22 protein-coding genes and 1 tRNA gene are annotated in these 23703 nt (G+C 68.5%); 19 read left to right on the plus strand and 4 right to left on the minus strand.

Annotated features, from left to right (window positions below):
- The first annotated feature begins 17 nt into the window (after positions 1 to 17).
- The 5 genes from RIC31_RS24105 to RIC31_RS24125 all read left to right on the plus strand — a co-directional run bounded on the left by RIC31_RS24105 (position 18) and on the right by RIC31_RS24125 (position 7295).
- Positions 18 to 1559 carry a hypothetical protein gene (locus RIC31_RS24105; protein ID WP_350114191.1) on the plus strand — a complete coding sequence of 514 codons (1542 nt, stop codon included), beginning with the start codon at positions 18 to 20 and terminating at the stop codon, positions 1557 to 1559.
- Complete coding sequence (locus tag RIC31_RS24110; protein WP_350114194.1) at positions 1556 to 3055, plus strand: RAMP superfamily CRISPR-associated protein; 1500 nt, start codon at positions 1556 to 1558, stop codon at positions 3053 to 3055. The genes RIC31_RS24105 and RIC31_RS24110 overlap by 4 nt, the downstream gene beginning before the upstream one ends.
- Positions 3052 to 3570: a hypothetical protein gene (locus RIC31_RS24115; protein WP_350114197.1), complete on the plus strand. Its 519-nt coding sequence runs from the start codon at positions 3052 to 3054 to the stop codon at positions 3568 to 3570. Before RIC31_RS24110 ends, RIC31_RS24115 begins: the two co-directional genes overlap by 4 nt.
- Positions 3560 to 5872, plus strand: a complete 2313-nt coding sequence (locus RIC31_RS24120) for a TIGR03986 family type III CRISPR-associated RAMP protein (RefSeq protein ID WP_350114199.1) — start codon at positions 3560 to 3562, stop codon at positions 5870 to 5872. Before RIC31_RS24115 ends, RIC31_RS24120 begins: the two co-directional genes overlap by 11 nt.
- 67 nt (positions 5873 to 5939) lie before the next feature.
- Positions 5940 to 7295, plus strand: a complete 1356-nt coding sequence (locus RIC31_RS24125) for a pentapeptide repeat-containing protein (protein ID WP_350114202.1) — start codon at positions 5940 to 5942, stop codon at positions 7293 to 7295.
- Between the two features lie 171 nt (positions 7296 to 7466).
- Here the strand turns inward: RIC31_RS24125 and RIC31_RS24130 are convergent.
- Positions 7467 to 7556, minus strand: a tRNA-Ser gene (locus tag RIC31_RS24130).
- A 234-nt stretch (positions 7557 to 7790) separates the two neighbouring features.
- Here RIC31_RS24130 and RIC31_RS24135 point away from each other — a divergent pair.
- From RIC31_RS24135 to RIC31_RS24180, 10 genes are all read left to right on the plus strand, one after another.
- Entirely contained in the window at positions 7791 to 8267 is a 477-nt protein-coding gene (locus tag RIC31_RS24135) for a PAS domain-containing protein (RefSeq protein WP_350114205.1), read from the plus strand.
- 96 nt (positions 8268 to 8363) lie between these two features.
- On the plus strand, positions 8364 to 9368 hold the full coding sequence (locus RIC31_RS24140) for a lytic murein transglycosylase (RefSeq protein ID WP_350114208.1): 1005 nt from the start codon (positions 8364 to 8366) through the stop codon (positions 9366 to 9368).
- Positions 9369 to 9429: 61 nt separating this feature from the next.
- Complete coding sequence (locus tag RIC31_RS24145; RefSeq protein ID WP_350114211.1) at positions 9430 to 10425, plus strand: septal ring lytic transglycosylase RlpA family protein; 996 nt, start codon at positions 9430 to 9432, stop codon at positions 10423 to 10425.
- 80 nt (positions 10426 to 10505) lie between these two features.
- On the plus strand, positions 10506 to 11651 hold the full coding sequence (locus RIC31_RS24150; RefSeq protein ID WP_350114214.1) for a D-alanyl-D-alanine carboxypeptidase family protein: 1146 nt from the start codon (positions 10506 to 10508) through the stop codon (positions 11649 to 11651).
- On the plus strand, positions 11644 to 12294 hold the full coding sequence (gene tmk / locus RIC31_RS24155) for a dTMP kinase (protein WP_350114217.1): 651 nt from the start codon (positions 11644 to 11646) through the stop codon (positions 12292 to 12294). The genes RIC31_RS24150 and tmk overlap by 8 nt, the downstream gene beginning before the upstream one ends.
- A complete protein-coding gene (locus RIC31_RS24160; RefSeq protein WP_350114219.1) occupies positions 12291 to 13442 on the plus strand; it encodes a DNA polymerase III subunit delta' in 1152 nt (383 codons plus the stop codon). The genes tmk and RIC31_RS24160 overlap by 4 nt, the downstream gene beginning before the upstream one ends.
- A 29-nt stretch (positions 13443 to 13471) precedes the next feature.
- A complete protein-coding gene (gene metG, locus RIC31_RS24165; RefSeq protein ID WP_350114221.1) occupies positions 13472 to 15031 on the plus strand; it encodes a methionine--tRNA ligase in 1560 nt (519 codons plus the stop codon).
- On the plus strand, positions 15028 to 15849 hold the full coding sequence (locus tag RIC31_RS24170; protein WP_350114224.1) for a TatD family hydrolase: 822 nt from the start codon (positions 15028 to 15030) through the stop codon (positions 15847 to 15849). Before metG ends, RIC31_RS24170 begins: the two co-directional genes overlap by 4 nt.
- Positions 15850 to 15860: 11 nt before the next feature.
- Positions 15861 to 16646, plus strand: coding sequence for an MBL fold metallo-hydrolase (locus RIC31_RS24175; RefSeq protein WP_350114227.1), 786 nt, complete (start codon positions 15861 to 15863; stop codon positions 16644 to 16646).
- A complete protein-coding gene (locus RIC31_RS24180) occupies positions 16643 to 17140 on the plus strand; it encodes a GNAT family N-acetyltransferase (RefSeq protein WP_350114229.1) in 498 nt (165 codons plus the stop codon). The genes RIC31_RS24175 and RIC31_RS24180 overlap by 4 nt, the downstream gene beginning before the upstream one ends.
- 458 nt (positions 17141 to 17598) lie before the next feature.
- Here RIC31_RS24180 and RIC31_RS24185 read toward each other — a convergent pair whose 3' ends face one another.
- Together RIC31_RS24185 and RIC31_RS24190 are read right to left on the minus strand one after the other, a co-directional pair.
- On the minus strand, positions 17599 to 18387 hold the full coding sequence (locus tag RIC31_RS24185) for a hypothetical protein (protein WP_350114232.1): 789 nt from the start codon (positions 18385 to 18387) through the stop codon (positions 17599 to 17601).
- Between the two features lie 114 nt (positions 18388 to 18501).
- The gene (locus RIC31_RS24190; RefSeq protein ID WP_350114235.1) at positions 18502 to 19110 is read right to left on the minus strand and encodes a hypothetical protein; all 609 of its coding nucleotides are present in this window, start codon (positions 19108 to 19110) and stop codon (positions 18502 to 18504) included.
- Positions 19111 to 19143: 33 nt separating this feature from the next.
- On the opposite strand from RIC31_RS24190, the gene RIC31_RS24195 reads away from it, so the two are divergent.
- Both RIC31_RS24195 and RIC31_RS24200 read left to right on the plus strand, forming a co-directional pair.
- Positions 19144 to 19392 carry a hypothetical protein gene (locus RIC31_RS24195; protein WP_350114237.1) on the plus strand — a complete coding sequence of 83 codons (249 nt, stop codon included), beginning with the start codon at positions 19144 to 19146 and terminating at the stop codon, positions 19390 to 19392.
- Positions 19389 to 19877: a GNAT family N-acetyltransferase gene (locus RIC31_RS24200; RefSeq protein WP_350114240.1), complete on the plus strand. Its 489-nt coding sequence runs from the start codon at positions 19389 to 19391 to the stop codon at positions 19875 to 19877. The genes RIC31_RS24195 and RIC31_RS24200 overlap by 4 nt, the downstream gene beginning before the upstream one ends.
- Before the next feature lie 78 nt (positions 19878 to 19955).
- Here the strand turns inward: RIC31_RS24200 and RIC31_RS24205 are convergent, their stop codons facing one another.
- Positions 19956 to 21218 (minus strand): OmpA family protein, encoded by a 1263-nt coding sequence (locus tag RIC31_RS24205; protein WP_350114243.1) that lies wholly within the window; start codon positions 21216 to 21218, stop codon positions 19956 to 19958.
- Between the two features lie 483 nt (positions 21219 to 21701).
- On the opposite strand from RIC31_RS24205, the gene mazG reads away from it, so the two are divergent.
- Entirely contained in the window at positions 21702 to 22556 is an 855-nt protein-coding gene (gene mazG, locus RIC31_RS24210) for a nucleoside triphosphate pyrophosphohydrolase (RefSeq protein WP_502990146.1), read from the plus strand.
- A gap of 174 nt (positions 22557 to 22730) precedes the next feature.
- The gene (gene argC, locus RIC31_RS24215; protein WP_350114246.1) at positions 22731 to 23696 is read left to right on the plus strand and encodes an N-acetyl-gamma-glutamyl-phosphate reductase; all 966 of its coding nucleotides are present in this window, start codon (positions 22731 to 22733) and stop codon (positions 23694 to 23696) included.
- The last annotated feature ends 7 nt before the right edge of the window (positions 23697 to 23703 follow it).

The raw sequence follows: 23703 nt of genomic DNA on the forward strand, positions 1-23703 counted from the left end.
CACCCCGACGGATCTCCGTGCGTCTCGACCTGATCGACGATCTGGTGCTCAGCGTGCGGTCGGCGACGGCCGGCGGTCATCGCAGCCTCGACCACATTCCGGGGGCGACACTGCTCGGGGCCTTGGCCGGCCGCCTCTACGCCACGTTCGACGACGATCCAAGCGTACGAAGCCGAGCCTTCCGGGCCTTCCATTCCGGACGGGTGCGCTTCGGGAACGGCCTGCCGCTCGCCAAGGACGGCCGGGTTGGTTGGCCCGTACCGCTCCAACTCCACCGCCGGAAGGGAACGGTGCATCCTACTGGTGGCCGGTCCGTCGGAGGTGGCGATGTGGTCGTACTGGATCTCCCGACGTCGGATCGCGGGCCCCCGCAACGCGAAACCGCCCAGATGGTCCAGTTGCGCGGCGGCTACGTGACCAACGAACTCGCGATTGTCGAGCCCGAGACGAGCTATGCCATGAAGACGGCCGTCGACCCGATCCGGGGACGGGCCCAGGACGCACAGCTGTTCGGTTATGAATCGATTTCCGCCGGCCAGAGCTTCGTATGCGACATCGCCTGCGACAACAATCCCGGCGCGATCGAGGCCTTCGAGGCAATCGAGGCCTCCTTGAGAAGCGATCCGCTGCTCCGGCTCGGGCGTTCGCGCAGCGCAGAGTTCGGCCGGGTCGAGGCGCATGTGCTGGGGCCGGTCTCGATCGATCCACCAAGCGCTGCGGGCGAAGCCGGTACGCTGAGGCTGTGGGCGCTCAGTGACCTATGCCTGGTCGACGCTGACGGCAACCCGGGTCTCTCGGCCGCCGCACTCGGCTTTCCGCCGGGGGCGGACATCGACTGGTGCCGCACCTTCGTGCGCACACGGACCTACGCGCCATTCAATAGCCGCTGGGGCCGTCCGGGCATCGAGCGGACGGTCGTCGTCCAGGGCAGCGTAATCACCCTGACGGGCGCGGTGGACGACCCTGTAGCCCGCGCGGCGCTGGGAGCCGGCGTCGGGCTGCACCGCGACTGCGGTCTCGGCCGGGTCTCGCCCGATCCGTGGATCCTGGCGCACACGCACCCGGAGGTTGGCGCCCACGTCGGAGTCGATCCTCGGCAGAAATCGTCGGTTGCGCCGACACTGGGGTCCGCACTGATCCGCTGGCTGGAGGACAAGAGAAGCGCAGCCGTCGATGGCGCCGATTGGGAAGCCGCGATCAATGCCAGGATCGAGGAACTCGGTCGCTGCTATCATCTGGCAGAAAGCTGGGACCCGACCGCCCTGCGACCGGGCTCTTCGCAATGGAATGCCGTCCGCGATGCCGCCGAGCGGTCTGGCGATGACTTGGAAGCGTTGCGGGTTCGGCTCTTCGGCGGCAAGGGCGTCGCCCGTCGCGACGACGATATCTGGAACACGCGGTACGACGTCGACCGAAAGGCCGACGCTGAGGCCACATTCCACGGCTGGCTAGAGGGACTGGTTGGCCAACTGGCGGCGGAGCCAGACGGATTGTCCCGGAGACTGCCCGAAATCGCCCGTCGGGCCGCCGATCGGGCGCGGACAGGCTGGCGCCTATGAGCAAGGCTCTACCTGTACTGCACCTGGCGACGGTCACCCTCGAGACCACAACACCGATATCGGTGGGCTCGGGCGCCGAAGACGCGCTGTTCGACACATTGCTCGTGCGCGATGCGAACGGGTTGCCGATCATTCCCGGCACCAGCCTCGCGGGTGTCCTGCGTCATCTCTATCTGGCGCGAAACGGGCATGCGGCGACCAATGCGCTGTTTGGGCTCGACGCCGACGAAATCCGCCAGCGCGCCCGGGATCGCGATGCCGCCCCCGCAATCGGTTCGCCGACTTACGAGGCTTCACCCCTGCAGGTATCTCAGGGCTCGCTTCACGGCGAGACCGACCAGCCGCCTGCACCGGGCCTGCACCTCCCGGACGTACTGGCCAGGGATCCCGTGTACGCGCATGCGCTGCAGGTCCAGCCAGTGGCGCGAGACCATGTCAGGCTGACGCACCGCGGTGCCGCCGACGCGGCGGGGCACGGCAAGTTTACCCGGACCGCCCTCGCGCGCGGCAATCGCTTCAGTTTCGAGCTCGCGCTCTGGTCCTCGCAGGATCCTGATCCTCGGTGGACAGCGCTCGCCGATCTGCTTGCCGAACCGGCCTTCCGTATCGGTGGCGGCACCCGCCGCGGCTATGGCGGCGTCACGGTAATGCGCTGGCGCGAGCGGATCTTCGATCTCCGGGACGCCCTTGCCGCCAGGGCTTACCGAACGCATCGAGACGCAGCTGGGCCTAAGCGCCTTGTGGGGTTCGAAGATCGGATCGTCACCCCGATCGCAGCACCGGTCGTGGCTACCCTCCGGCTCTCGGCCGACGACCATTTCCGCTTCGGAGCGGGCCGGGCGTCGCTCGCCACGGCGACCGGCGCAAAGCCCGCGGATATGTTGCCGGTGAGCGAGGCCCGCGTTGTCTGGAACACCGGTACCGACGGCGGGACGGTCGCCAGTCTGGAGCGTGATCTGGCTCTTGTTCCCGCGACGGCAATCAAAGGCGCGTTGGCGCATCGCGTGGCGTTCCATCACAACTGCCTCGAAGGAAAATTCCTGGAGAACGGCACGGATCCGGAAGCGGAGAACAACGCCGTCATCGCGTTGTTCGGAGCCGTCCGGAGCGGTAGCGGCGGGACCGAGTCCGGTGAGGCCGGTCGCGTACTGGTCTCCGACCTGCTCCTGGATGACCTGGACCCGAGCCGGCAGCTCGGCCGGATGACTCACAATGGACTTGATCGTTTCAGCGGCGGGACACGGTCAGGCGTACTCTACACCGAAGAGCTTTTGTTCGATTGTGCGTTCACCGTTCAGGTCGAGGTCCTCGATCCGTCTGCTCCAGGACTCGCACCGGCCCACATTCGCCAGGCCTTTGGGGCCGCGCTGAGCGATCTGGCCGAAGGCCGGCTCGCGCTGGGCGGCGGCGGCAGCAAGGGCCATGGCCGGTTTCATGCTGCCGAAGGCGTGCAATGGAGCGACGGCGGTGCCTGGATCGCAGGAGGTGGGCAGTGACCCTCGACGATCCGCACCGCCTGTACGATGCGTATGCGGCGTTGGCGCAGACGCTGGCCCTGCCGGTCCTGGAACCCGTGCGGCTCGTCATCGCTCGCGACACCATCGACGTGTTCGATCGCGAGGCCGTCAAGAGCTTGATCGCTCGACAAAGGGCCGGATGGATCGCTTTCCGCTCTGGGGTCGAGTGGTTCTCGCCCGGGCGCGACCTACCGGTGAGCGCCGACCGACTGGGGCCGGTGTTGTCCGCGGAGTTCGCCGGCACAGGCGACGGTTCGAGGCTCTGGTTCGACGGGGTTGCCGGCGATGGTTGGCGACAACTCACCCTTCGGGAAGTTGCCGACGGCGGCGACTGGTACCTGGCGGAGGATCTCATGCTGCTGTCCGATATTCACGATCAGAAGTGTGGCGGCAATCTCCTCTACCGCCGCTATTGGGCCGCTGGCGAGGACGGCGCAATTCGCCCGAGATACGCCCGGTTTCTCGGGTTCGGAGGGGTGAGCGATGCCGGATGATGCAACACCTCGCCTGCATGCCCCGTACAACTTTGTACCGCTCGCGAAACAGGTGTGTACCGACTGGGGCCCGGATCCCAGCCACGACATGCCTTTCAAGGACGGCCTGAGCGGCACACTGGCGATTACCGTGACATCCGACACGCCGCTGCTGGTCAGCGGCAGCGACGGCGTCGAGGAGACCGCCGAGCGCGACGGTCCGGAGGACAATGCGCCACCGAAGCGGTTCTTTCGACTGCCGGACCGGACCCCGGCCATTCCCGGGTCGAGCCTGCGCGGGATGATCAGAAACGTGGTCGAGATCATCGGCTACGGGAAGTTTCAGATGGTCGATGACCGGCATTTCGGTCTCAGGGATCTGACGGCTGCTGCTCGGCTCGACTATGGATCGCAGTTCACGGAGACGGTTGGCAATCGGGTCTTTGCTGCCAGGTCGCGGGCCGGATGGCTGCAGCGACGGCTGGACGGTCGTTGGCAGATCTCGCCGTGCGAGTTCGCCCGGATCGACCATGGTCAGCTTGCACACTTGTCACCCCAGTTCGCCCGCAAGCTCTCCGACATCAAGAACAAGCGCAAGCAGGACGAGCGGACGGCCGTTGAGATCGTGAAGGCCTGGGAGGCCTTGCATGGCCGGCTTGCGCCGATGCGGTTTGCCGTCGAGGCCGAGGCGACCGACCACCGCCACAGTCCTGGCCATCTGCGGTATCGTGAGGCTTTCGAACCTCGACGCGCACCATCTGCCGTGTCGACCGTCGAAGCGGATGGCACGCTGGTCTTCACCGGGCAACCGAGCAAGAAGAAGCACCTGGAATTTGTCTTCCTCGAGGGCGACTTTGGGCCGGCATTGGACGTTCCGCCCGAGGTCTGGGGCGGGTTCGTAGACGTGCATGAGCATCAGGAGAAGCCCAGCCCAACCTGGACATTCTGGCGTGACAAATTGGCCGGCGGGGATGTCGACCGGATACCTGTGTTCTACCTGCTCGACACACGAGGGAGTCTGCGGGCCTTCGGCTTGGCGCTGATGTTCAAGCTCGCTCAGGACGCATCAACCCACGATCTCATTCGCGGCACCAGCTCCGACCACCTGCCTGCCCCTCGGACAGACGGCAGTGCGCCTCCGCTTGATCTCGCAGAGCGGATGTTCGGGCGGATCGACGATGTCGGAGCCTGGAGCCTGAAGGGCCGCGTCGACATCGGGCTCGCGCGCTTGGTCGACACGGAGCGTCTCGAGGAACCTGAATGCGTCACCACGATTCTCGCGGCGCCGAAGCCGGGATTCTTCCCGGCCTATATCCGTCAGATCGACTTCGCCGATGGCGAAGGCGCACAGCTCGCGAACCGGGAGCGGCCGGGTCGTTCGGACCGCGAGGTCGCACAATACCGGACCTACACACCTTGGCCGGGCGGAGCATCGGAGTTGCGGGGCTGGAAGCGCTATCCGGCGCGCGGGGCCGGCCGTCACGCGCCGCCCAGATTGAACGTGTCGCAGCAGGAGAGCCGAGGGAGCCAGGTCCGCCTGCAACCCCTCCAGCGTGAAGGCGGCTTGGTATTTGACGGCCTGGTGCATTTCCACAACCTTCGCCCGTTCGAACTCGGCGCCTTGGTCTGGGCGCTGGAGTGGGGCGGTAACCCTGATCTGCGACATGGACTCGGCATGGGCAAACCCTTCGGTTGGGGGCAGGTGTCGGTGCGGATCGAACGCGGGGACCGGCGACAGCGCGTCCTTCCGAATCTTGCCGCAGCCACAGTGCCGAGCCTGGAGAGTTGCCGTGACACCTTCGTCGCAGCGATGGAGACGTGGGCGCTCCAGCACAATATCGCCGGGGGCTGGGCGGCGGGCCTGCAGATGCGTCGCCTCCGTGCGATGGCCGACCCTTCCAATGCCAGCCTGAATGAGCCGCTGCAGTACCTCGAACTCGACCCTGAGCGCGGGATCAACAGGTTTCAGGCAGCCAAGAAGGCGGGGCTTGTGCTGCGCGAGTACTGGGATCGCGACGACGAGCAGGCGTTCGAGGAATGGCGAAAGGGGAAGGGTGCAATGCATCCGGTCGCGGTCCCCCCGATCTCCCAGGTCAAGGGATTTGCCCCCGACCGGGGATCGGCCACTACCTCTAGGACGGCCGGCAGTCAGGCCAAGCCCGTCAGGCAGCTACTGTTCAGGAAGAATGAGAAGGTCCTGAACATCGAGGAAAACGAACTCGTGACCGTCGTCGCCGATCAGGCCAGCCCCGTAGCGCCGGTACTGATCCGCTACGACGACGGCATTGAGGACGAGATCAATGCCCGGTTCCTTCAGCGGTGAATCGCCCAGGGGTACTTCGCCGACGAGGGCGCGAGGTTTCCGAGAGTGGCTCGGTCTTTGGCCTTTCATGTATTGCGCGATCGTCTGCGCCATCATCGCCGTTGTGGCGTACCAAGCCCTGGTCGAGTTGCCCGAGTTGGGGAGCATCAAACACTGGGCCGGTTCTGATCTGCGTATCCACGACGTTCTGATCTCCGTCGGAACATTCCTTGCTGTCCCTCTTCTGCTCTGGCGGATTCGGATCGCGGATCGACACGCCGAAGCAAGCCACGCCCAGGCCGAAGCGAGCCATGCCCTCGCGAGGAGCGCGGGCGAGCAAGTGGTGCTGGGGGTCGATCGACTGGCCAAGGAGTTGCTGCGTGACCAGAGTCGTCTGGTCGCTGAGCGGTTTGAACGGGCGGTGGAACTGTTCGGCCATGACAAGGCGTCGGTTCGGCTCGGTGCCGTTTTCGCATTCGAGCAAGTGGCTCGAGTCAGCCCGGAGCATGCCTCTGCGGTCCGCGCGATCGTCGCCGCTTGGTTGAGGGACAACATTCCGCCTTTCGTCCAGGGTCGGCCAAAGGAACCAGATCCCGATCGCATTGGCGACCGATCGCTGCTCGACATCCTGTACGCTCTGCTTCGCATTCCAGCGCCCCTTGAGCGGGGAACGCGGAGCTTTCTTGACCTGCGGGAGTTGAACTTCGTGAAGGCCGACCTCCAGGAAGCGCAGTTGGAAGGTGCTAGGCTCGACCGTGCAAGACTGCACCAGGCGAACCTACACCGGGCGGTCCTGATCGACGCGTGCCTGAAGGAAGCCGATTGTTGGGGATCGGACCTGTCCGGCGCGTCGCTGGTTGGAGCAGACCTTCAGGCTGTTCGCTTCAGGAAGGCCGACCTTGCGGGCGCGCAGCTAACCAATGCGAAGGCCGAAGGCGCCGATTTGAGCGAGGCGAACTTGACCGCCGCCAACCTGTCCGGCGCGGCGCTTCTCAATGCCGACCTGACAAGTGTCAGGGCGGAGCGCGCAGACATTTCGAAAGCCAAGCTGGATGGTGCCAGGCTTATTGACGCGGACCTTCGCAACAGCGATCTCCGCGGGGCAAGTCTCGTGGGAGCAAGTCTGGTTGAGGCGAGGTTGGCGGGGGTGAAGCTCAACGATGCGATCCTGCGTGACTGCATCCTGAGTAACGCCGACCTCAGCGGGGCCTGCATGGATGGGATCGATGCCGCAGGTGCGGGGTTCGACGGAGCCGTGCTGACCGGCGCCCGGCTGCACGGGGCAAAGCTGGGCGAGGCAATTGGCTTGGGATTCGACGTGTTGAAATATGCAGAAGGCGATGAGCGCACAGAACTCCCGGCCGATCTGTCTCGCCCTGATCACTGGCGCGGTTCCATATCAAATCCGGGCGATCCGTTAAGTAGTCGTCGGGATTGTGGTTGAGGCCGGAACCTGGGCGCATGGGGCTGAATGGGTTCGGGCGCTGTCCGAGACACCACATTCCTCAAAATGCCGGACGGAAGTGATGGGATTCAACGTGTGGGAACGATTGTGGGATCGAAACTCCGATATCGCTAATTTGTATATAATTAACAAGTTGTTATATAATAAGAGTGGCGGACGGGGTGGGATTCGAACCCACGGGAGGCTTGCACCCCCGGCGGTTTTCAAGACCGCTGCCTTAAACCACTCGGCCACCCGTCCTCGTCCAGCGACCCGGCTGGGCGATCGCGCATCGATACGCAACGGCGGGCGGTCCCGCAAGCCGGCACGTTGCGTCGCACGCTTGCGACCGGTGTCGGTTGCCTTCAGCATAGCCTGTGTTCCGTGGGCCGCACGCGCCGTCGCGACCGGCCGGGGAGCGGCGCACAGGACCCGAAGAGACGGGGGCAGGCATGACAGGGATGCTTGGTGCGCAGGCCCGCATGGAATGGGCGCATGCGTGAGCTCGACGGCGCCGGTATCCGCGACTCCCGGCTGCGCCGGCTCTACGACTACTGGCGGGAGCGGCATGTCGGCGACCGACCGCCGGGCCGGGCCGAGCTCGACCCCCTGGACTTCCCCTATGCCGTCGGGTTCGTCACCCTGATCGACGTCGCGCACGACCCGCTGCGGTTCCGGTTCCGGCTGGTCGCCTCGCCGGTGACCGAGCATCTCGGCTACGAGCTGACCGGCCGCTCGGTCGACGAGGTGCCGGAGCCCGCGATGCGCGCCTATCTCGACGAATCCTACCGTCGGCTGGTGGCCGAGCGCCGGCCGCTCTACGAGAGCGGCGAGCGGGTGCTGGACCATCGCATCTGGCGCCACGAGTCGATGCTGTTGCCGTGCTGCGGGCCGGACGGCGCGATCAATATGATCATCAGCGCCCGGGTCACCGAAACCCCGCAATCCCTGGCCGGGCACCGCGCGGGCTGATCGCGGCAACCGGCTTTCGCGGCCGCCGTTGATGGCGGACGCCCGGCATGCGAGACAGGGGGCGGGGGAGCGTTCGACCTGTCGCAGGAGTGGCCCGTGCTACGCAGTTTCGTCGACCGTCGTCTGACCGGTTTGCTCGCCGCAGCGATCCTGCTGGCCGTCGCCGGTCTTTCCGAGCCGGCGGCCGCGGCTTCCCAGAGCTTCGAGCAGTGGCTGGCGGGGGTGCGGACCGAGGCCAGGGCGCGCGGCGTCTCCGACCGGATCTTCGACGCGGCGTTCGACGGCGTGCAGCCGATCCCGCGGGTGATCGAGCTGGATCGCAACCAGCCGGAGTTCCGCCTGAAGTTCGACGAGTACCTCGGCAAGGTGGTGACGGCCGGCCGGATCGCGACCGCGCGCCGGCTGATGGCCGAGCACGCCGCCCTGCTCGACGAGGTGTCGGCCAAGTACAAGGTGCAGAAGCGGTTCATCGTGGCGCTGTGGGGCATCGAATCCGATTTCGGGCGGATCACCGGCGGCTTCCCGGTGGTCGCCGCGCTGGCGACCCTGGCGTTTGACGGCCGCCGCGGTGCGTTCTTCCGCAAGGAGCTGCTGCTGGCCCTCGACATCCTGCAGCAGGGCCACATCGCCCCGGCCGACATGAAGGGTTCCTGGGCCGGCGCCATGGGCCAGAACCAGTTCATGCCGTCCAGCTTCCATGCCTTCGCGGTCGACCACAACGGCGACGGGCACAAGGACATCTGGGGATCGCTGCCCGACGTATTCGCGTCGATCGCCCGTTACCTCGCCCGGTCCGGCTGGAACGACGACATCACCTGGGGCCGCGAGGTCGAGCTGCCGAAGGGGTTCGACGGCAAGCTGGTCGGCCTGGAGACCAAGAAGCCGCTGTCGGCCTGGCAGTCGCTGGGCGTGCGCAAGGCCGGCGGCGGCGACCTGCCGGGCCGGGACCTGCGGGCGGCGGTCGTGGAGGTCACCCAGCGCAACGCCGGCCCGCGGCACTTCGTCGCCTACGAGAATTTCGAGGTGATCCTGAAATGGAACCGGTCGACCTATTTCGCGATCGCCGTCGGTACGCTTGCCGATGCCCTGGATGCGCGGTAACCTGCGATATCTAGCGATTTGCGGCGACGGAACCACAATATCCATGGCTAAGGGCAGTTGCATGCGTCATCCGCGTGCCGGAATGGGCTTCGTGGTCGCGCTGGTCGGGGCGCTGGCGCTCGGCGGCTGCGCCGAGACCGAGTTCCTGGTGAACACCGCCAAGCAGGCCAAGGACGCCGGCCGGTCCGCGTCGACCGGACGCTACAAGGTCGGCAGTCCCTATCAGATCGCCGGGGTCTGGTACTACCCGAAGGAAGAATGGGACTACACCGAGACCGGGATCGCGTCCTGGTACGGGCCCGGCTTCCACGGGCGCAGCACCGCGAACGGCGAGGTGTTCGACGAGAACGACGTCACCGCGGCGCACCGCACCCTGCCGCTGCCGAGCGTCGTGCGGGTCACCAACCTCGGCAACGGCCGCTCGCTGGTGGTCCGGGTCAACGACCGCGGGCCGTTCGCCCACGGCCGGATCATCGACATGAGCCGCCGGTCGGCGCAGTTGCTCGGGTTCGAGACCCAGGGGACCGCCAAGGTGAAGGTCGAGATCCTGCCCCAGGAGAGCCAGCGCGAGAAGACGATCGCCTCGGGCGGCGCAGCCGGCCCGGTGCTGGCGTCGGTCTCGCCGGAAGTTCCGGCCCCGGCGCCGAGCGCGGTGCCGTCGCCACCGGTCCAGGTCACGCGGCTCGACGCGCCGTCCGGTGCCGCGCCGTCCCCCAGCCGTCGTCCCGTGCCAAGTCTCCAGCCGGCGCCGAGCGCGACCAGCGGAACCGCCGCGGTCGGGGCTGGCGGGCAGCCGCCGGGCAGCATCGAAACGGTACCGGTGAGCCCGACCGAGATCTGGATCCAGGTCGGCGCCTTCGAAAACGGCGAGAACGCGCAGCGTCTGTCGGTCCGGATGCGCAGCTTCGGCCCGGCCCTCGTGCAGCGCGCCGCCGTCGCCGGCCGAACCTTCCACAGGGTCCGGATCGGCCCGATGGCCGAGGTGGAGGCGGCCGATCGGGTCCTGGAGCAGGTCATTGCCGCCGGCTATCCGGGAGCCCGCATCATCGTCGACTGAGGCCGCGTCCGATGCCCCAGTTTCTCCGCAAACCGGGCATAGGAAGGTCGGACACCGCAAGCATCTGGAGGTTCGGGACCGTGTTGCGCCGCCATTCGCCGTTCGCCGCCTTGCTGATCGCTGCGACGGTCGTGTTCGCCCTCGCGCGTCCGGCCGCGGCGCTCGATACCAATGCCCGCGAAGCCATCCTGATGGACTTCGACACCGGTCAGATCCTGTTCGAGAAGGATGCCGACCAGCCGATGCCGCCGGCGTCGATGACCAAGATCATGACCATCTTCCTGGCGTTCGAACGCCTGAAGGACGGTCGGCTGAAGATGACCGACGAGATCCCGATATCCGAGAACGCCTGGCGCAAGGGCGGCTCGAAGATGTTCGTCGAGGTCGGCTCGCGGGTTCTGATGTCGGACATCCTGCACGGCATCATCGTGCAGTCCGGCAACGACGCCACGATCGCGCTGGCCGAGGCGATCTCCGGGTCGGAGGAGGCGTTCGCGGTGCTGATGACCGAGCGGGCCCGCGAACTGGGCCTGGAAGGCTCGACCTTCCGCAACTCGACCGGCTGGCCCGACCCCGAGCACCGGACCACCGCGCACGACCTGGCCCGGCTGGCGGCCGAGATCATCCGGCGGTTCCCCGAGCAGTACGCGTTGTTCTCCGAAACCTCCTTCACCTACAACAATATCCGGCAGGGCAACCGGAACCCATTGCTCTACAAGAACATGGGCGCCGACGGCCTGAAGACCGGCCATACCGAGAACGCCGGCTACGGGCTGACCGCCAGTGCCAAGCGCGGCGACCGCAGGTTGATCCTGGTGGTCAACGGCCTCGGCAGCGTGCGCGAGCGGGCCGACGAGTCCGAGCGCCTGCTGGAATGGGGGTTCCGGGAGTTCGACAACGTCACCCTGGCGAAGAAGGGCGTCGCCGTCGAGTCGGCGGAGGTCTGGCTCGGCGACCGCCCGAAGGTGCCGCTGGTCTCCGACCGGGACCTGGTGATGGCGGTCCGGCGGGCCGGTCGCAAGGACATGAACGTGACCGTCGAGTATGCCGGCCCGATCCCGGCGCCGATCGCCGCCGGTCAACCGATCGCCATGCTGCGGGTGTCCGCACCGGAGATGGAGGACAGGACGTTCCCGCTCTACGCCGGCGCCGACATCGGCCAGCTGGGGCCGCTCGGCCGCATCACCTCGGCGCTCGGCCATCTGATCTGGGGCGCCGGTGGCTGACCCGGCCGGGCCCGGGCGTTTCATCACCCTGGAAGGCGGCGAGGGGGCCGGCAAGTCGACCCAGGCGCGCCTGCTGGCGGACTGGCTCGGGGGGCGCGGCATCGACTGCCTGCTCACCCGCGAGCCCGGCGGCTCGCCAGGCGCGGAGGACATCCGCGCGCTGCTGGTCACCGGCGAACCCGGACGATGGGACGCGGTCACCGAGGCCCTGCTGATGAATGCGGCGCGGCGCGACCATGTGGTTCGGACCATCCGCCCGGCACTCTCGGCCGGTCGCTGGGTGATCTGCGACCGCTTTCTCCACTCGACCCTGGCGTATCAGGGATATGCCGGCGGCGTGCCGCTGCCGACCCTGGAGGCCCTGATCGACGCCGCCGTCGAGCGCACCCGGCCCGAGCTGACCCTGGTGCTCGACCTGCCGCCCGGTGACGGCCTGGCCCGCGCGCAGGGCGGCGGCAGCGGCCGCGAAACCCGGTTCGAGCGCAAGGGCGAGGCGTTCCATGCCGCGGTCCGGGACGGCTTCCGGCGGCTCGCCGCCGCCGACCCCGAGCGCTGCGCGGTGGTCGATGCCGGCGGACCGGCATCCGATGTGGCCGCCGCGATCGCCGCGGTGGTTTCCGCACGCCTGGGGATCGCGCCGTGAGCGACGCGGCCGACGAGACCGCCGGGCTGCCGGCGCCGGCGGCCAACCCGGACCTGTTCGGCCATGAGTGGGCGGAGCGGGTGGTGCTCGACGCTTGGAACGCCGGGCGGATGCCGCATGCCTGGCTGATCGCCGGCGCGCCCGGGATCGGCAAGGCGACGCTGGCGTACCGGATCGCGCGCTTCGTGCTGTCGGGCGGGGGCGAGGCGGCGGGCGGTCTGTTCGGCGCTGCCGAGGCGCCGCCCACCTCGCTCGCGATCGACCGGGACGGCCGGGTCGCCCGGCTGGTGGCCGCCGAGAGCCATCCCGACCTGAAGATCCTGCGCCGCCAGCTTACCGACCGCGGGACCATGAGCGCGGTCGTCCGGGTCGACGAGGTGCGGAGCTTCGAGGGATCTCTGCGGCTGCGCAGCGCCGAGGGCGGCTGGCGCGTGGCAATCGTGGACGAGGCCGACCGGATGAACCGGAACGCCGAGAATGCCCTTCTTAAAATACTTGAAGAACCGCCTGCCAAGACACTGATTATTCTTGTTTGTAACGCGCTGAACTCGATGCTGCCGACGACCCGGTCGCGGTGTCGGCGCCTGGTTCTGAAGCCGCTCGCCGACAGCATCGTGTCGGACCTGCTGCTGCGGGCCCGGCCGACGCTCTCCGGCGCCGACGCGACGATCCTGATCCGGCTGTCCGAGGGCAGCGTCGGACGTGCCCTGGTGCTGGCGGATGCCGGCGGGGCCGACCTCTATCGGATGGTCGCCGCGCTGATGGCGGCGCTGCCGGTCGACCGGCGCGGTTCGGTGCCGGGCGATGCGGTGCATGCGCTCGCCGCCGCCTGGGGCAAACGCCCCAAGGAAGGCGAGGCCGACGCCTTCGGGGCCGGCATGGAGCTGGTGCTGTGGTGGATCGACCGGGCGGTGCGGGCCGCCGCCGGCGCGACCGGCCTGCAGGAGATCCTGCCGGGCGATCTGGCGGCCGGGGCGCGCTGGGTCGCCGCGGTCGGGACCGAGACGGTGTTCCGGCGGCGTGCCGAGGTGGTGCGCCTTTCGCGGCTGGAGTCGGCATTGAATCTCGACCGCCGGCAGGTCGTGCTGGACTCGGTCAACTGCCTGGCGCTGGGCGACGGGCTTGATCGGGGACTGGCAGCGGAGTAGGCAAGGGGCCCGCCGGCCGGAGGTCTCTGATGAGCCGCAGCTACTACGTCACGACGCCGATCTACTACGTCAACGACAAGCCGCATATCGGGCATGCGTACACCACGCTGGCCTGCGACGCGCTGGCGCGCTTCAAGCGCCTGGACGGCTACGACGTGATGTTCCTGACCGGCACCGACGAGCACGGCCAGAAGGTCGAGGCCGCGGCGGCCGCCGCCGGCGTCGACCCGCAGAGCTTCACCGACCGGGTGTCGCAGAATTTCCGCGACCTGGTCGGCGTGATGGATTTCTCCAACGACGACTTCATCCGCACCACCGAGGAGCGCCACAAGCGCGCGGTCCAGGACCTGTGGCAGCGGCTGAAGGCCAAGGGCCACATCTATCTCGGCGCCTATGCCGGCTGGTACTCGGTGCGCGACGAGGCGTTCTACACCGAGACCGAGCTGACCACCGTCGCCGGCAAGAAGATCGCGCCGAGCGGCGCGCCGGTGGAATGGGTCGAGGAGCCGTCCTACTTCTTCGACCTGTCGAAGTGGCAGGAGCCGCTGCTGGCGTTCTACGAGGCCAATCCGGACTTCATCGCGCCGGAGAGCCGGCGCAACGAGGTGCTGTCCTTCGTGCGCGGCGGCCTGAAGGACCTGTCGGTCAGCCGGACCAGCTTCAAGTGGGGCATCCCGGTGCCGGACGACGACGCCCACATCATGTATGTCTGGCTCGACGCCCTGACCAACTACATCACTGCCGCCGGCTATCCCGACACCGCCGGCGAATACGCGAAGCGCTGGCCGGCCGACCTGCACATGGTCGGCAAGGACATCCTGCGCTTCCACGCGGTGTACTGGCCGGCCTTCCTGATGGCCGCCGACCTGGCGCCGCCCAGGCGAGTGTTCGCCCACGGCTGGTGGACCAACGAGGGCCAGAAGATCTCCAAGTCGCTCGGCAACGTCATCGACCCGCTGCAGCTGGTGGAGACCTACGGCCTCGACCAGGTCCGCTACTTCCTGCTGCGCGAGGTGCCGTTCGGCAACGACGGCGACTTCTCGCGGAAGACGATGGTCAACCGCATGAACTCCGAGCTCGCCAACGACCTCGGCAACCTGTCGCAGCGCGTGCTGTCGATGATCGCCAAGAACTGCGAGGCCACGGTTCCGCAGCCGGGCGCGTTCGCGCCGGCCGACGACGAGCTGCTGGGCGCCGCCGCGGCACTGCTCGACAACCAGCGCGCCGCCTACGACGCCCAGGCCTTCCACCGGGCGCTTGAGGCGGTGTTCGACGTGGTCGGCCGGGCCAACCGCTATGTCGACGAGCAGGCGCCCTGGGCGCTGCGGAAGACCGACCCGGCGCGTATGGCGACGGTGCTGTACGCGCTGGCCGAGACCATCCGGCACGTCGCGATCCTGCTGCAGCCGGTGATGCCGGGGTCGTGCGGTCGCATGCTCGACCAGCTTGCCGTGCCCGGGGACGCACGGACCTTCTCCTGCCTGACCGCGGAGCACCGGCTGGTGCCCGGCACGCCGCTGCCGAAGCCGCAGGGCGTGTTCCCGCGCTGGGTGGCGCCGGAGGGTGAAGAGGAGGGGGGCGCATCGTGAGCCCGCAGCCGCCCCTGGTCGATTCCCACTGCCATCTCGACTTCCCGGACTTCGCCGAGGAACTCGACGAGGTGGTGGCGCGCGCCCGCCGGGCCGGGCTGGTCCGCATGGTCACGATCGGCACCCGGGTCCGGCGCTTCGACGAGATCCTGGCGATCGCCCGGCGGTTCGACGACGTGTACTGCACGGTCGGCACCCATCCGCACAACGCCGGCGAGGAGCCGGACGTGACCGCCGACCAGCTGGTGGCGATCGCCGAGGCCCACCCGGAGGTCGTCGGGATCGGCGAATGCGGCCTGGACTATTTCTACGACAACAGCCCGCGCGAGGCGCAGGTCGCCGGGTTCCGTACCCATATCGAGGCGGCCCGCCGCACCGGGCTGCCGGTCATCGTGCACACCCGGGACGCCGACGAGGACACCTGGAAGATCCTGGAGAGCTGCTACGCCGAGGGCCCGTTCACCGGCGTGCTGCACTGCTTCAGCTCCGGTCGCGAGCTGGCGATGCGGGCGGTGAAGCTCGGCCTCTACGTCTCGCTGTCGGGGATCGTCACCTTCAAGAAGTCCGAGGAACTGCGCGCCATCGTCGCCGACCTGCCGGCCGACCGGCTGCTGGTCGAGACCGACGCCCCCTACCTGGCGCCGCCGCCGTATCGCGGCAAGCGCAACGAGCCGGCCTATGTGGTGCATACCCACGAGGTGGTGGCCGGGGTGAAGGGATTGAGCGTGGCGGAATCGGCCGAGCAGACGACCCGCAACTTCTTCCGGCTGTTCTCCAAGGTGCCGCCGCCGGGGCATCTGGCGCTCGACGCGGCATAAGGGGCCGGCGCATGCGGGTCACCATGCTGGGATGCGGCGCCTCGGTCGGCGTGCCCAGCCTGTCGGGCGGCTGGGGGCGGTGCGATCCGGCGGAGCCGCGCAATCGCCGCCGCCGCTGCTCAATCCTGGTCGAGAAGGCCGGGCGGCGGCTGCTGGTCGACGCGTCGCCGGATCTGCGCGAGCAACTGCTCGACGCCGGGGTCAGCTCGATCGACGCGGTGCTGTTCACGCATATCCACGCCGACCACACCCACGGCATCGACGATCTGCGGCCGCTGTACTGGTCGACCCGGGAGCGCATTCCCGCCTATGCCGACGCGGTCACCTTCGCCGATCTCGCCCGGCGCTTCGGCTACATGTACGAGCCGGCGCCGGAATCGCCGCCGCACCATGCCCCGCCGCTGATTGCCCGGGACTTCGGCGAGGGCCGGTACGAGATCGCCGGCGTCACCGTCGACGTGTTCCGGCAGGATCACGGCAACTCCGGCGACAGCCTCGGCCTGATCTTCGACGGCCGGATCGGCTACTCGACCGACGTCCACAGCCTGACCGACGCCCAGCTCGAGTACCTGGCGGGCCTGCGGCTGGACACCTGGATCGTCGACTGCCTGCGCGACGAGCCGACCTCGGCGCACGCCTCGCTGGACCAGGCGATCGGCTGGATCGCGCGGGTCGGCCCGCGGCGGGCCTACCTGACCCACATGGCCGCCGGCCTCGACTACCGGACGACGCTGGCCAAGTGCCCGCCAGGGGTCGAGCCGGGCTATGACGGCCTCGTCCTGGAGATTCCCGAATGAGCCGGCTCGACGAGATCTCCCCGCAGCGCTGGGAGCGCGACGGGCGGGTGGTGACGACCGATCCGGTGGCGATCGACGTCGATGCGCTGCAGCGCTACCTGGCGGCGGGTCGGCAGTCGCCCGGCATCCCGGTCGACGTGGTCCGCGCATTCGTCGCCAACAGCGTCAACTTCGGCCTGTTCGACGGCCGCCCGGAGGACGGCGCCGCGATGGTCGGTTACGCCCGCGTGGTCACGGACTTCGCGGCCTTCGCCTATATCGGCGACGTGTTCCTGGTCGACGAGACGGCGCGGGGGCAGGGCTGGGGCAGCTGGCTGATGGACTGCATCTTCGCGCATCCCGACCTGCAGGGCCTGCGGCGCTGGATGCTGATGTGCGGCGAGCGGCCGGTCGCCTGGTACAAGCGCTACGGTTTCGCGGAGCCGGGCCGGCCGGGGTTCGCGCTGCACCGGACCGACCGGGACATCTATCTGCGGGCGGCGGGCGAGACCTGAACGCTCCCGGAACGAAAGGAGTGTCCCGTCGGGCCGGCAATATCTATAATCCCGTCATGCATCCGAGCACCTCCTACCGGGACGGGACAGGCAGGGTCGTCGTTCACCACGCGGGTAACGGCTACATCGTCGGGCCCGACAATCCGCTGATCAGGATCCACCGGCTGGCCAGGGAGAAGGCCTTCGGACGCGTTCTGCGGCCGAGTGACATGTCCGTCAACCTGATCTCCCGCTCCGGCCTGGTCGGCACGGTTCACCTGGTCGACGTCCAGTCCGAGGACCCGGATCGGTTCTTCTTCACCTTCTACGGCAACCGTTCATGCCTCGAGGGCCGGCAGGACTTCCAGGGCCGCTGCGTGTCCGAGGCCCGCTGGGGTGCGCTGAGGCAGTTCGCGATGACCGAATACCTCCGGGCGAAGCGGGCCGGGGACATCGAGCTGACCCAGGTCGACGTGGCGTCAAGCGACGTCACGACGGTTTATCGCCGCCTGATCGTTCCGCTGCGACGCGATCGGTGCCAGGTCTCGCATCTGCTGGTCGCCGTCGTTCCCGATCAGCTCGGCATCGTGCCGAGCACGCTCGACGAGGAACGGCAGGGTGTATTCCAGGCTGGTGATGCGCTCGGGCCGGCCGGTCGGCGCGAAGTCCCCGTCGATCATTAGCCGGCTGACCTCCGAGCCGTAGTTCTTCTCGGGAATGCCGGTCTTCTTGAGCCCCTCGAACACCATGGCCGTGACGGAGTCCAGGTTCCAGCGCCGGACCGCGAAGCAGTGGTTGAACCGGGGCATCAGCCAGGACAGGCCGATCCCGCGGTAGTCCGGGTCGACCCACAGGCCGCCGGTATGGGCCAGCCGGCCGCCCGGACCGGCGTCACCGATCAGGATCTCGACGGTCGCCGAAGGGTCGCGGGACCACAGGGTGCCGGCCCGCACGAAGTCGTAGTAGGCGGGGCATTCGATGTAGCGGGCGGCGATGACCGCGGCAGTCCGGCTGCCGTGCCGGACGTGCAGCCAGTAGGCGTCGGCGTGGTCGGTCTTGGCCGGATTGAAGGTCGGGTTCACCCCGGCCGAGCGCGGGGCGCTCGCGATGACGTCGACCCAACCGGTCATGTCGGTCTCGGTCGTGACCCGCAGGTCGTCGCGCGACAGCATTTCGGTGGCGGCGAACAGATAGTCCTCGAGAACCGCGGAATCGCTCGCCGATCCGGTTGGTGCGGAAGTCGAGGGCTCGATCAGTTGGATGGACATTTCTCTCTCCACACGATCTTGGTGTGGAGAGAGAGTACACTACCAATTGGCGCAGGTTCATCAGCTGTTAACTATTGATGGTTCAGCCTGAACGATTTTGCGCCCGGAAACCCTTCAGGCGTGTGTGCCGGCTCGAATACGCTCGCTTCCCGGGCACGTTCGGGGCGACGGCTTCCGTCTCAGCATGCTTCGGAAGCCGTCGCGGACGGTCTCCAGATCGAGCATCAGGTCGTGCCGCCGGGCGACGTCGTCGCAACGGTCGAGCAGGTCGTCGAACGCCGTGGCGCAGCGCCCGGCGGACCGTACGTTCGGGCTCGCCAGGATCAGCCACCGGGGCTCCGGACTGCGGCGGAACGGGTCTGTCGGCGGGGCGGCGTGCTGGGTGACGTAGAACTCCAGGCAGCCCTGGAAGTAGCCGCGGATCTCGAACAGCACCGCACCCGCCGGCATCGCCGGAACCAGCGGGTCGTCGGCGTGCAGGGCGCGGAACTCGGCTTCCTCGATCGCCAGGTCGACCAGCATGTCGTCGAGGAACAGTTCCAGGACCTCGGGCTCGGTGGTGTCCGAGCCGAAGCGGTGCACGAAGCCGGCGAGCTCCGGCGGCAGCACCGTGTAGTAGTCCTCGCGGTCGGAGGACCGGTGCGAGCGGCAACCGGCACCGGCATGCCAGGTCAGGACCCGACCCGGTTTCTTCAGCGCCCGTTCCAGTGCTACCCTGGCCATGCTCGAATCCTACAGGTGCTGCGGACTTCCGTCATGATCGATCCGAAGCTGCTGGGCGATCTCGCCAGGGATCACCAGAAGAACCTGCTGACCCGCGACGAGGCCAAGGCGTTCCTGCGCGACCTCATGGAGGTGTGCCGCAGGCACCGCGTGTTCCTGCGGACCTCTGACCAGACCGTGCGGTTCTCCAAGGTGTTCGCCGACAGCGAGCAGAAGACGGTTCTGCGGGCCATGATCGACCGGGACGGCCGCTGCCCGGCGGCCCAGATCGACTACAAATGAGCCTGTCGCAGCGGCCGCCGGTCGGCTGGCGGCGGCCCGGTTTCGTGGTGTCGAGCGATCCCGGTCGTATCGACCGGCCGGCGGTGCTGGCGGCGTTGCGCGCGACCTACTGGGCGGAGGCGCTGACCGCCGAGGCGCTCGACCGGGCGATCGAGAATTCCATCAGCTTCGCGGTCTACGAGGAGGGTACCGGTGCGACCGTGGGCTTCGCCCGGGTGGTCAGCGACCTGGCGACCTTCGCATGGCTGGCGGACGTGGTGGTGTTCGACGGGTTCCGGGGCCGCGGTCTCGGACACTGGATGACGGCCTGCGTCCTGAACCATCCCGATCTGCAGGGGCTGCGGCGCTGGCAACTCGCCACGCGCGACGCGCACGCGATGTATCGGCGGTTCGGCTTCGAGGATCCGCCGGCGGGGCGCATCCTGACGCGGCCGGGAACGCTGCGGGCACCGGATTCTTCGGAGGTTCTTGATCTTCCTGGGTAATTCATTATTTCCCATAATATACATTATGCGCGATTACGTACGCGCCAGGAACGCTCCCTAACGCGGCCGTCGAGCCGCTCACTTGGTCGATGCGCTGCCCGGCTCGGCCGGCCCGGTTCCGGCGAACACGATCACGACCCGGTTTCCCGGCTCCGGCTTCTCGTCGGCGGTCCTGACCGGAAGCGCGTCCTCGCCGTATCCGTCGACGGAATGGAACTGCCAGGTCGGAACGCCCTGATCGATCAGCGCCAGCTGCACGGCGATCGCCCGACGCAATGAAAGCGCCTGGTTCAAGACCGGGTTCCCGACACGGTCGGCGTAGCCCCGGACGACGATCGGCCGACCCGTCTCGGCCGCCGCCCCGGCGATCTCGGAGATCCCGGCCACCGCCGAAGCGTCGAGCCCGAAACCGCCACTGCCGAAGCGGACCTGCCCGAGAACTGTCCAGCTTCCTTCCGCCGGTGCCCCCGGCCGCTGAACGGTCGGTTCGCTCTGCAGGGCCGTTGCTGCCGCAGTCTGGGCGGCGCGGCCGGCCTCGACCTCTGAAAGCCGGCCGGACAGTCCGGCCAGCCGGGATTCCAGTGCCGCAATCACGGCCGGATCGCTCCGCGGCAGCGCTTCCAGCGTCGCGACCCGCGCGACCGTCGCGTCCAGGCCGGCGGTCAGCATGTCCAGGGCGGCCGGATCGCCGGGCGGCCGGGTCGCCAGCGCATCCGCCCGGTCCGACAGCGCGCTCACCCGACTGCCGAGCGCCGCGACGGCGTCGGGATCGGCCCGCGGCGCCGCCTCCAGGGCGGCGATCCTTGCGCCGTGCGCATCCAGCCCGGCGGTCAGCGCCTTCAGGGCGGCAGGGTCGCCGGGTGGCAGGGATGCCAGCGCATCCGCCCGTTCCGACAGCGCCGTCACCCGGGAGTCGAGTGCTGCGACGGCGGCGGGATCGGCGCGCGGCGCCGCCTCCAGGGCGGCGATCCTTGCGCTCGAGGCACCCAGCCCGGCGGACAGTTCCTTCAGGGCGGCCGGATCGCCGGGCGGCCGGGCCTCCAGGGCCGCAATTCTCGCGGTGGAGGCGTTCAGTCCGGTGGCCAGGGCCTCCAGGGCCGCCGGATCCCCGGCCGGCCGGGCCTCCAAGGCCACGGTCCGCGCGATCGACGCCTCCAGCCGGACGGCCAGTTCCCGCATGGCCGCGGGATCGCCGGACGGCTGGGACTCGAGGGCCACGATGCGGCTCTGCAGGCCGGCCTGCCGATCGCGCAGCCCGTCGATCGTCGAACCCAGATAGACGACCGCGGCGAGCAGCAGGATCGCCATGGCCAACGCCAGGGCCGAGGCGGCCGTCTGCACCGGGACGCTCCGCCACGACGGCAGCACCGCCCTGCTCTTCCACCCGGGTCCGACGTCGTCCTTGGGCAATCTGGTTCCCGCCCTGAAACAGCCCTCCGTCAGATTGTAGACGATTCCCCGTGCTCGGTCTCTGCGTGCGAAACTGAGAATGGGGCTTCACCGCGCGACGGTTTTGCGCGATGATGCCTGGGCGCGATGCAGGTCATCGCAGCGATCCGGAGCCAGACACCAGGGAGGTGCGCAGGCATGAATCCACCGGAGCAGCACCGCCCCGTCCCGTCGACGTGACCGGACGGGGCTTCGAAGAACCTACAATCTGGAACCTTTCTCACTCTTGCGAGTGAATTGAGCGCATAGCCAATGCGCTGAGCGGCGCCCGAGCCACCGGTTCGCGGCGCCGCCATGCGTTGACCCGGCCTTTCCCCCGGGCTTCCGGCTGGGTAGTCTCCGCCGGTCCCGAGCGCCACCAGCCATCCCGGTCGCATGATGCCTCCCCCCGACGACACCCCGCGCGAAGACCTGCCCCCGGGTCCGCCGATCGCCCGCCTGCTGGCGGTGATGGCCCGCCTGCGCGATCCCGACGGCGGCTGCCCGTGGGATCTGGAGCAGAGCTTCGAGACCATCGCGCCCTACACCATCGAGGAGGCCTACGAGGTCGCCGAGGCGATCACGACCGGCGACCGCGCGGCGCTGAAGGACGAACTCGGCGACCTGCTGCTGCAGGTCGTCTATCACGCCCGCATGGCCGAGGAGGAAGGCAGCTTCGGCTTCGACGACGTCGCCGGCGCGATCGCCGAGAAGATGATCCGCCGTCATCCCCACGTGTTCGGCGACGCTACCGTAGCCGACGCCGAGGCGCAGACCGGTGCCTGGGAGCGCCAGAAGGCCGAGGAGCGCGCCCGCAAGGCGGCCGCCGAGGGCCGGACGGCGAGCGTGCTGGAAGGGGTGTCGGCCGCCCTGCCCGCGCTCATGCGATCGGTGAAGCTGCAGCGCCGGGCCGCCCGGGTCGGCTTCGACTGGCCCGATACCGGCCCGGTGCTGGCCAAGATCGAGGAGGAGATCGGCGAGCTGCGCGAGGAGATCGCCGCCGGCGATGCCGACCGTCTCGAGGACGAGATGGGCGACGTGCTGTTCGCCGTGGTCAACCTCGCGCGCCATCTGGGAGTCGACCCGGAAACCGCGCTCCGGCGCTGCAACGCCAAGTTCGAACGACGCTTTCGCGGGGTCGAGGACCGGCTGGCGGCGCAGGGCCGGACGCCCGATCAGTCCGGGCTCGACGCCATGGAGGAGATCTGGGTCGGCATCAAGCTCGAGGAAAAGCGTAAGAAAGTCCCGTAATACATTCGAACTGCACATGTCTGTATTGTCTCGAAGCCCGGATGACCCGCGCGGGATGCAATAGCCCCTTGCGCGCGCTGGAACGGCGAAGCGTGGATTTCCCTCAACAGCGGGGACGGATTGCAGTATCGTCCGCCCCCCTTAACCAACCTGATATTCGACCCGGAGGCGGTCATGGCGGCACGGATCTTCATCGACGGCGAGGCTGGAACCACGGGCCTGCAGATCCGTGAGCGTCTGGCCGTGCGCCGCGATGTCGAGCTGATCTCGCTGGACGACGCCAGCCGGAAGGATGCGAAGGCACGGCGCGACGCCCTGCACGCCGCCGACGTGGCGATCCTGTGCCTGCCGGACGACGCCGCCCGCGAGGCCGCGGCGCTGGCCGAGGGCTCGAAGGCCAGGCTGATCGATGCCTCGACCGCGCACCGGACCGCGGACGGCTGGGCCTACGGCTTCCCCGAGTTCCGGCCGGGCCAGCGCGAGGCGATCGCCGGCGCCACCCGGGTGTCGAACCCGGGCTGCTATCCGACCGGCGGTATCGCCATCCTGGCGCCGCTGGTGGCGGCGGGCGTGGTGCCGGCCGACTTCCCGGTCACGATCAACGCGGTGTCGGGATACACCGGCGGTGGCAAGGCGCTGATCCAGCGCTACGAGTCAGAGGGCCAGGACGGCTACAAGCCGGACCCCTACTGGAGCTACGGGCTGACCCTGACCCACAAGCACGTGCCGGAACTGACCCGGTGGTCGGCCCTCGCCCATCCGCCGATCTTCCAGCCGGCAGTGGCGCGCTACGCCCAGGGCATGCTGGTCAGCGTCCCGCTGGCGCTGTGGGCGCTGCCGAAGACGCCGACCGCCGCGGATCTCCACGCGGTGCTGGCCGAGCGCTACGCCGACGCCCGGTTCGTGCGGGTCGCCCCGCTCGGCGAGGCCCAGGGGCTGAAGGAACTGGACCCGCAGGCTCTGAACGGCACCAACCTGATGGAGCTGTTCGTGTTCACCGATGCCGCCACCGGCCGCGCGGTGGTCACCGCCCGGCTCGACAACCTCGGCAAGGGCGCGTCGGGGGCGGCGGTCCAGAGCATGAACCTGCTGCTCGGCCTGCCCGAGGACGCCGGGCTGGAGTTGCGGCGCGCGGCGTAGTCCCCCA

This window comes from Thalassobaculum sp., from assembly GCF_040219615.1.
GTDB lineage: Bacteria > Pseudomonadota > Alphaproteobacteria > Thalassobaculales > Thalassobaculaceae > Thalassobaculum_A.

Coding starts and splice junctions, on each gene's coding strand:
- RIC31_RS24110 (WP_350114194.1), top strand. CDS start 1,556: ATGAGCAAGGCTCTACCTGTACTGCACCTGGCGACGGTCACCCTCGAG.
- RIC31_RS24120 (WP_350114199.1), top strand. CDS start 3,560: ATGCCGGATGATGCAACACCTCGCCTGCATGCCCCGTACAACTTTGTA.
- RIC31_RS24125 (WP_350114202.1), top strand. CDS start 5,940: ATGTATTGCGCGATCGTCTGCGCCATCATCGCCGTTGTGGCGTACCAA.
- RIC31_RS24135 (WP_350114205.1), top strand. CDS start 7,791: ATGCGTGAGCTCGACGGCGCCGGTATCCGCGACTCCCGGCTGCGCCGG.
- RIC31_RS24145 (WP_350114211.1), top strand. CDS start 9,430: ATGCGTCATCCGCGTGCCGGAATGGGCTTCGTGGTCGCGCTGGTCGGG.
- metG (WP_350114221.1), top strand. CDS start 13,472: ATGAGCCGCAGCTACTACGTCACGACGCCGATCTACTACGTCAACGAC.
- RIC31_RS24175 (WP_350114227.1), top strand. CDS start 15,861: ATGCGGGTCACCATGCTGGGATGCGGCGCCTCGGTCGGCGTGCCCAGC.
- RIC31_RS24180 (WP_350114229.1), top strand. CDS start 16,643: ATGAGCCGGCTCGACGAGATCTCCCCGCAGCGCTGGGAGCGCGACGGG.
- RIC31_RS24185 (WP_350114232.1), bottom strand. CDS start 18,387: ATGTCCATCCAACTGATCGAGCCCTCGACTTCCGCACCAACCGGATCG.
- RIC31_RS24190 (WP_350114235.1), bottom strand. CDS start 19,110: ATGGCCAGGGTAGCACTGGAACGGGCGCTGAAGAAACCGGGTCGGGTC.
- RIC31_RS24195 (WP_350114237.1), top strand. CDS start 19,144: ATGATCGATCCGAAGCTGCTGGGCGATCTCGCCAGGGATCACCAGAAG.
- RIC31_RS24200 (WP_350114240.1), top strand. CDS start 19,389: ATGAGCCTGTCGCAGCGGCCGCCGGTCGGCTGGCGGCGGCCCGGTTTC.
- mazG (WP_502990146.1), top strand. CDS start 21,702: ATGATGCCTCCCCCCGACGACACCCCGCGCGAAGACCTGCCCCCGGGT.
- argC (WP_350114246.1), top strand. CDS start 22,731: ATGGCGGCACGGATCTTCATCGACGGCGAGGCTGGAACCACGGGCCTG.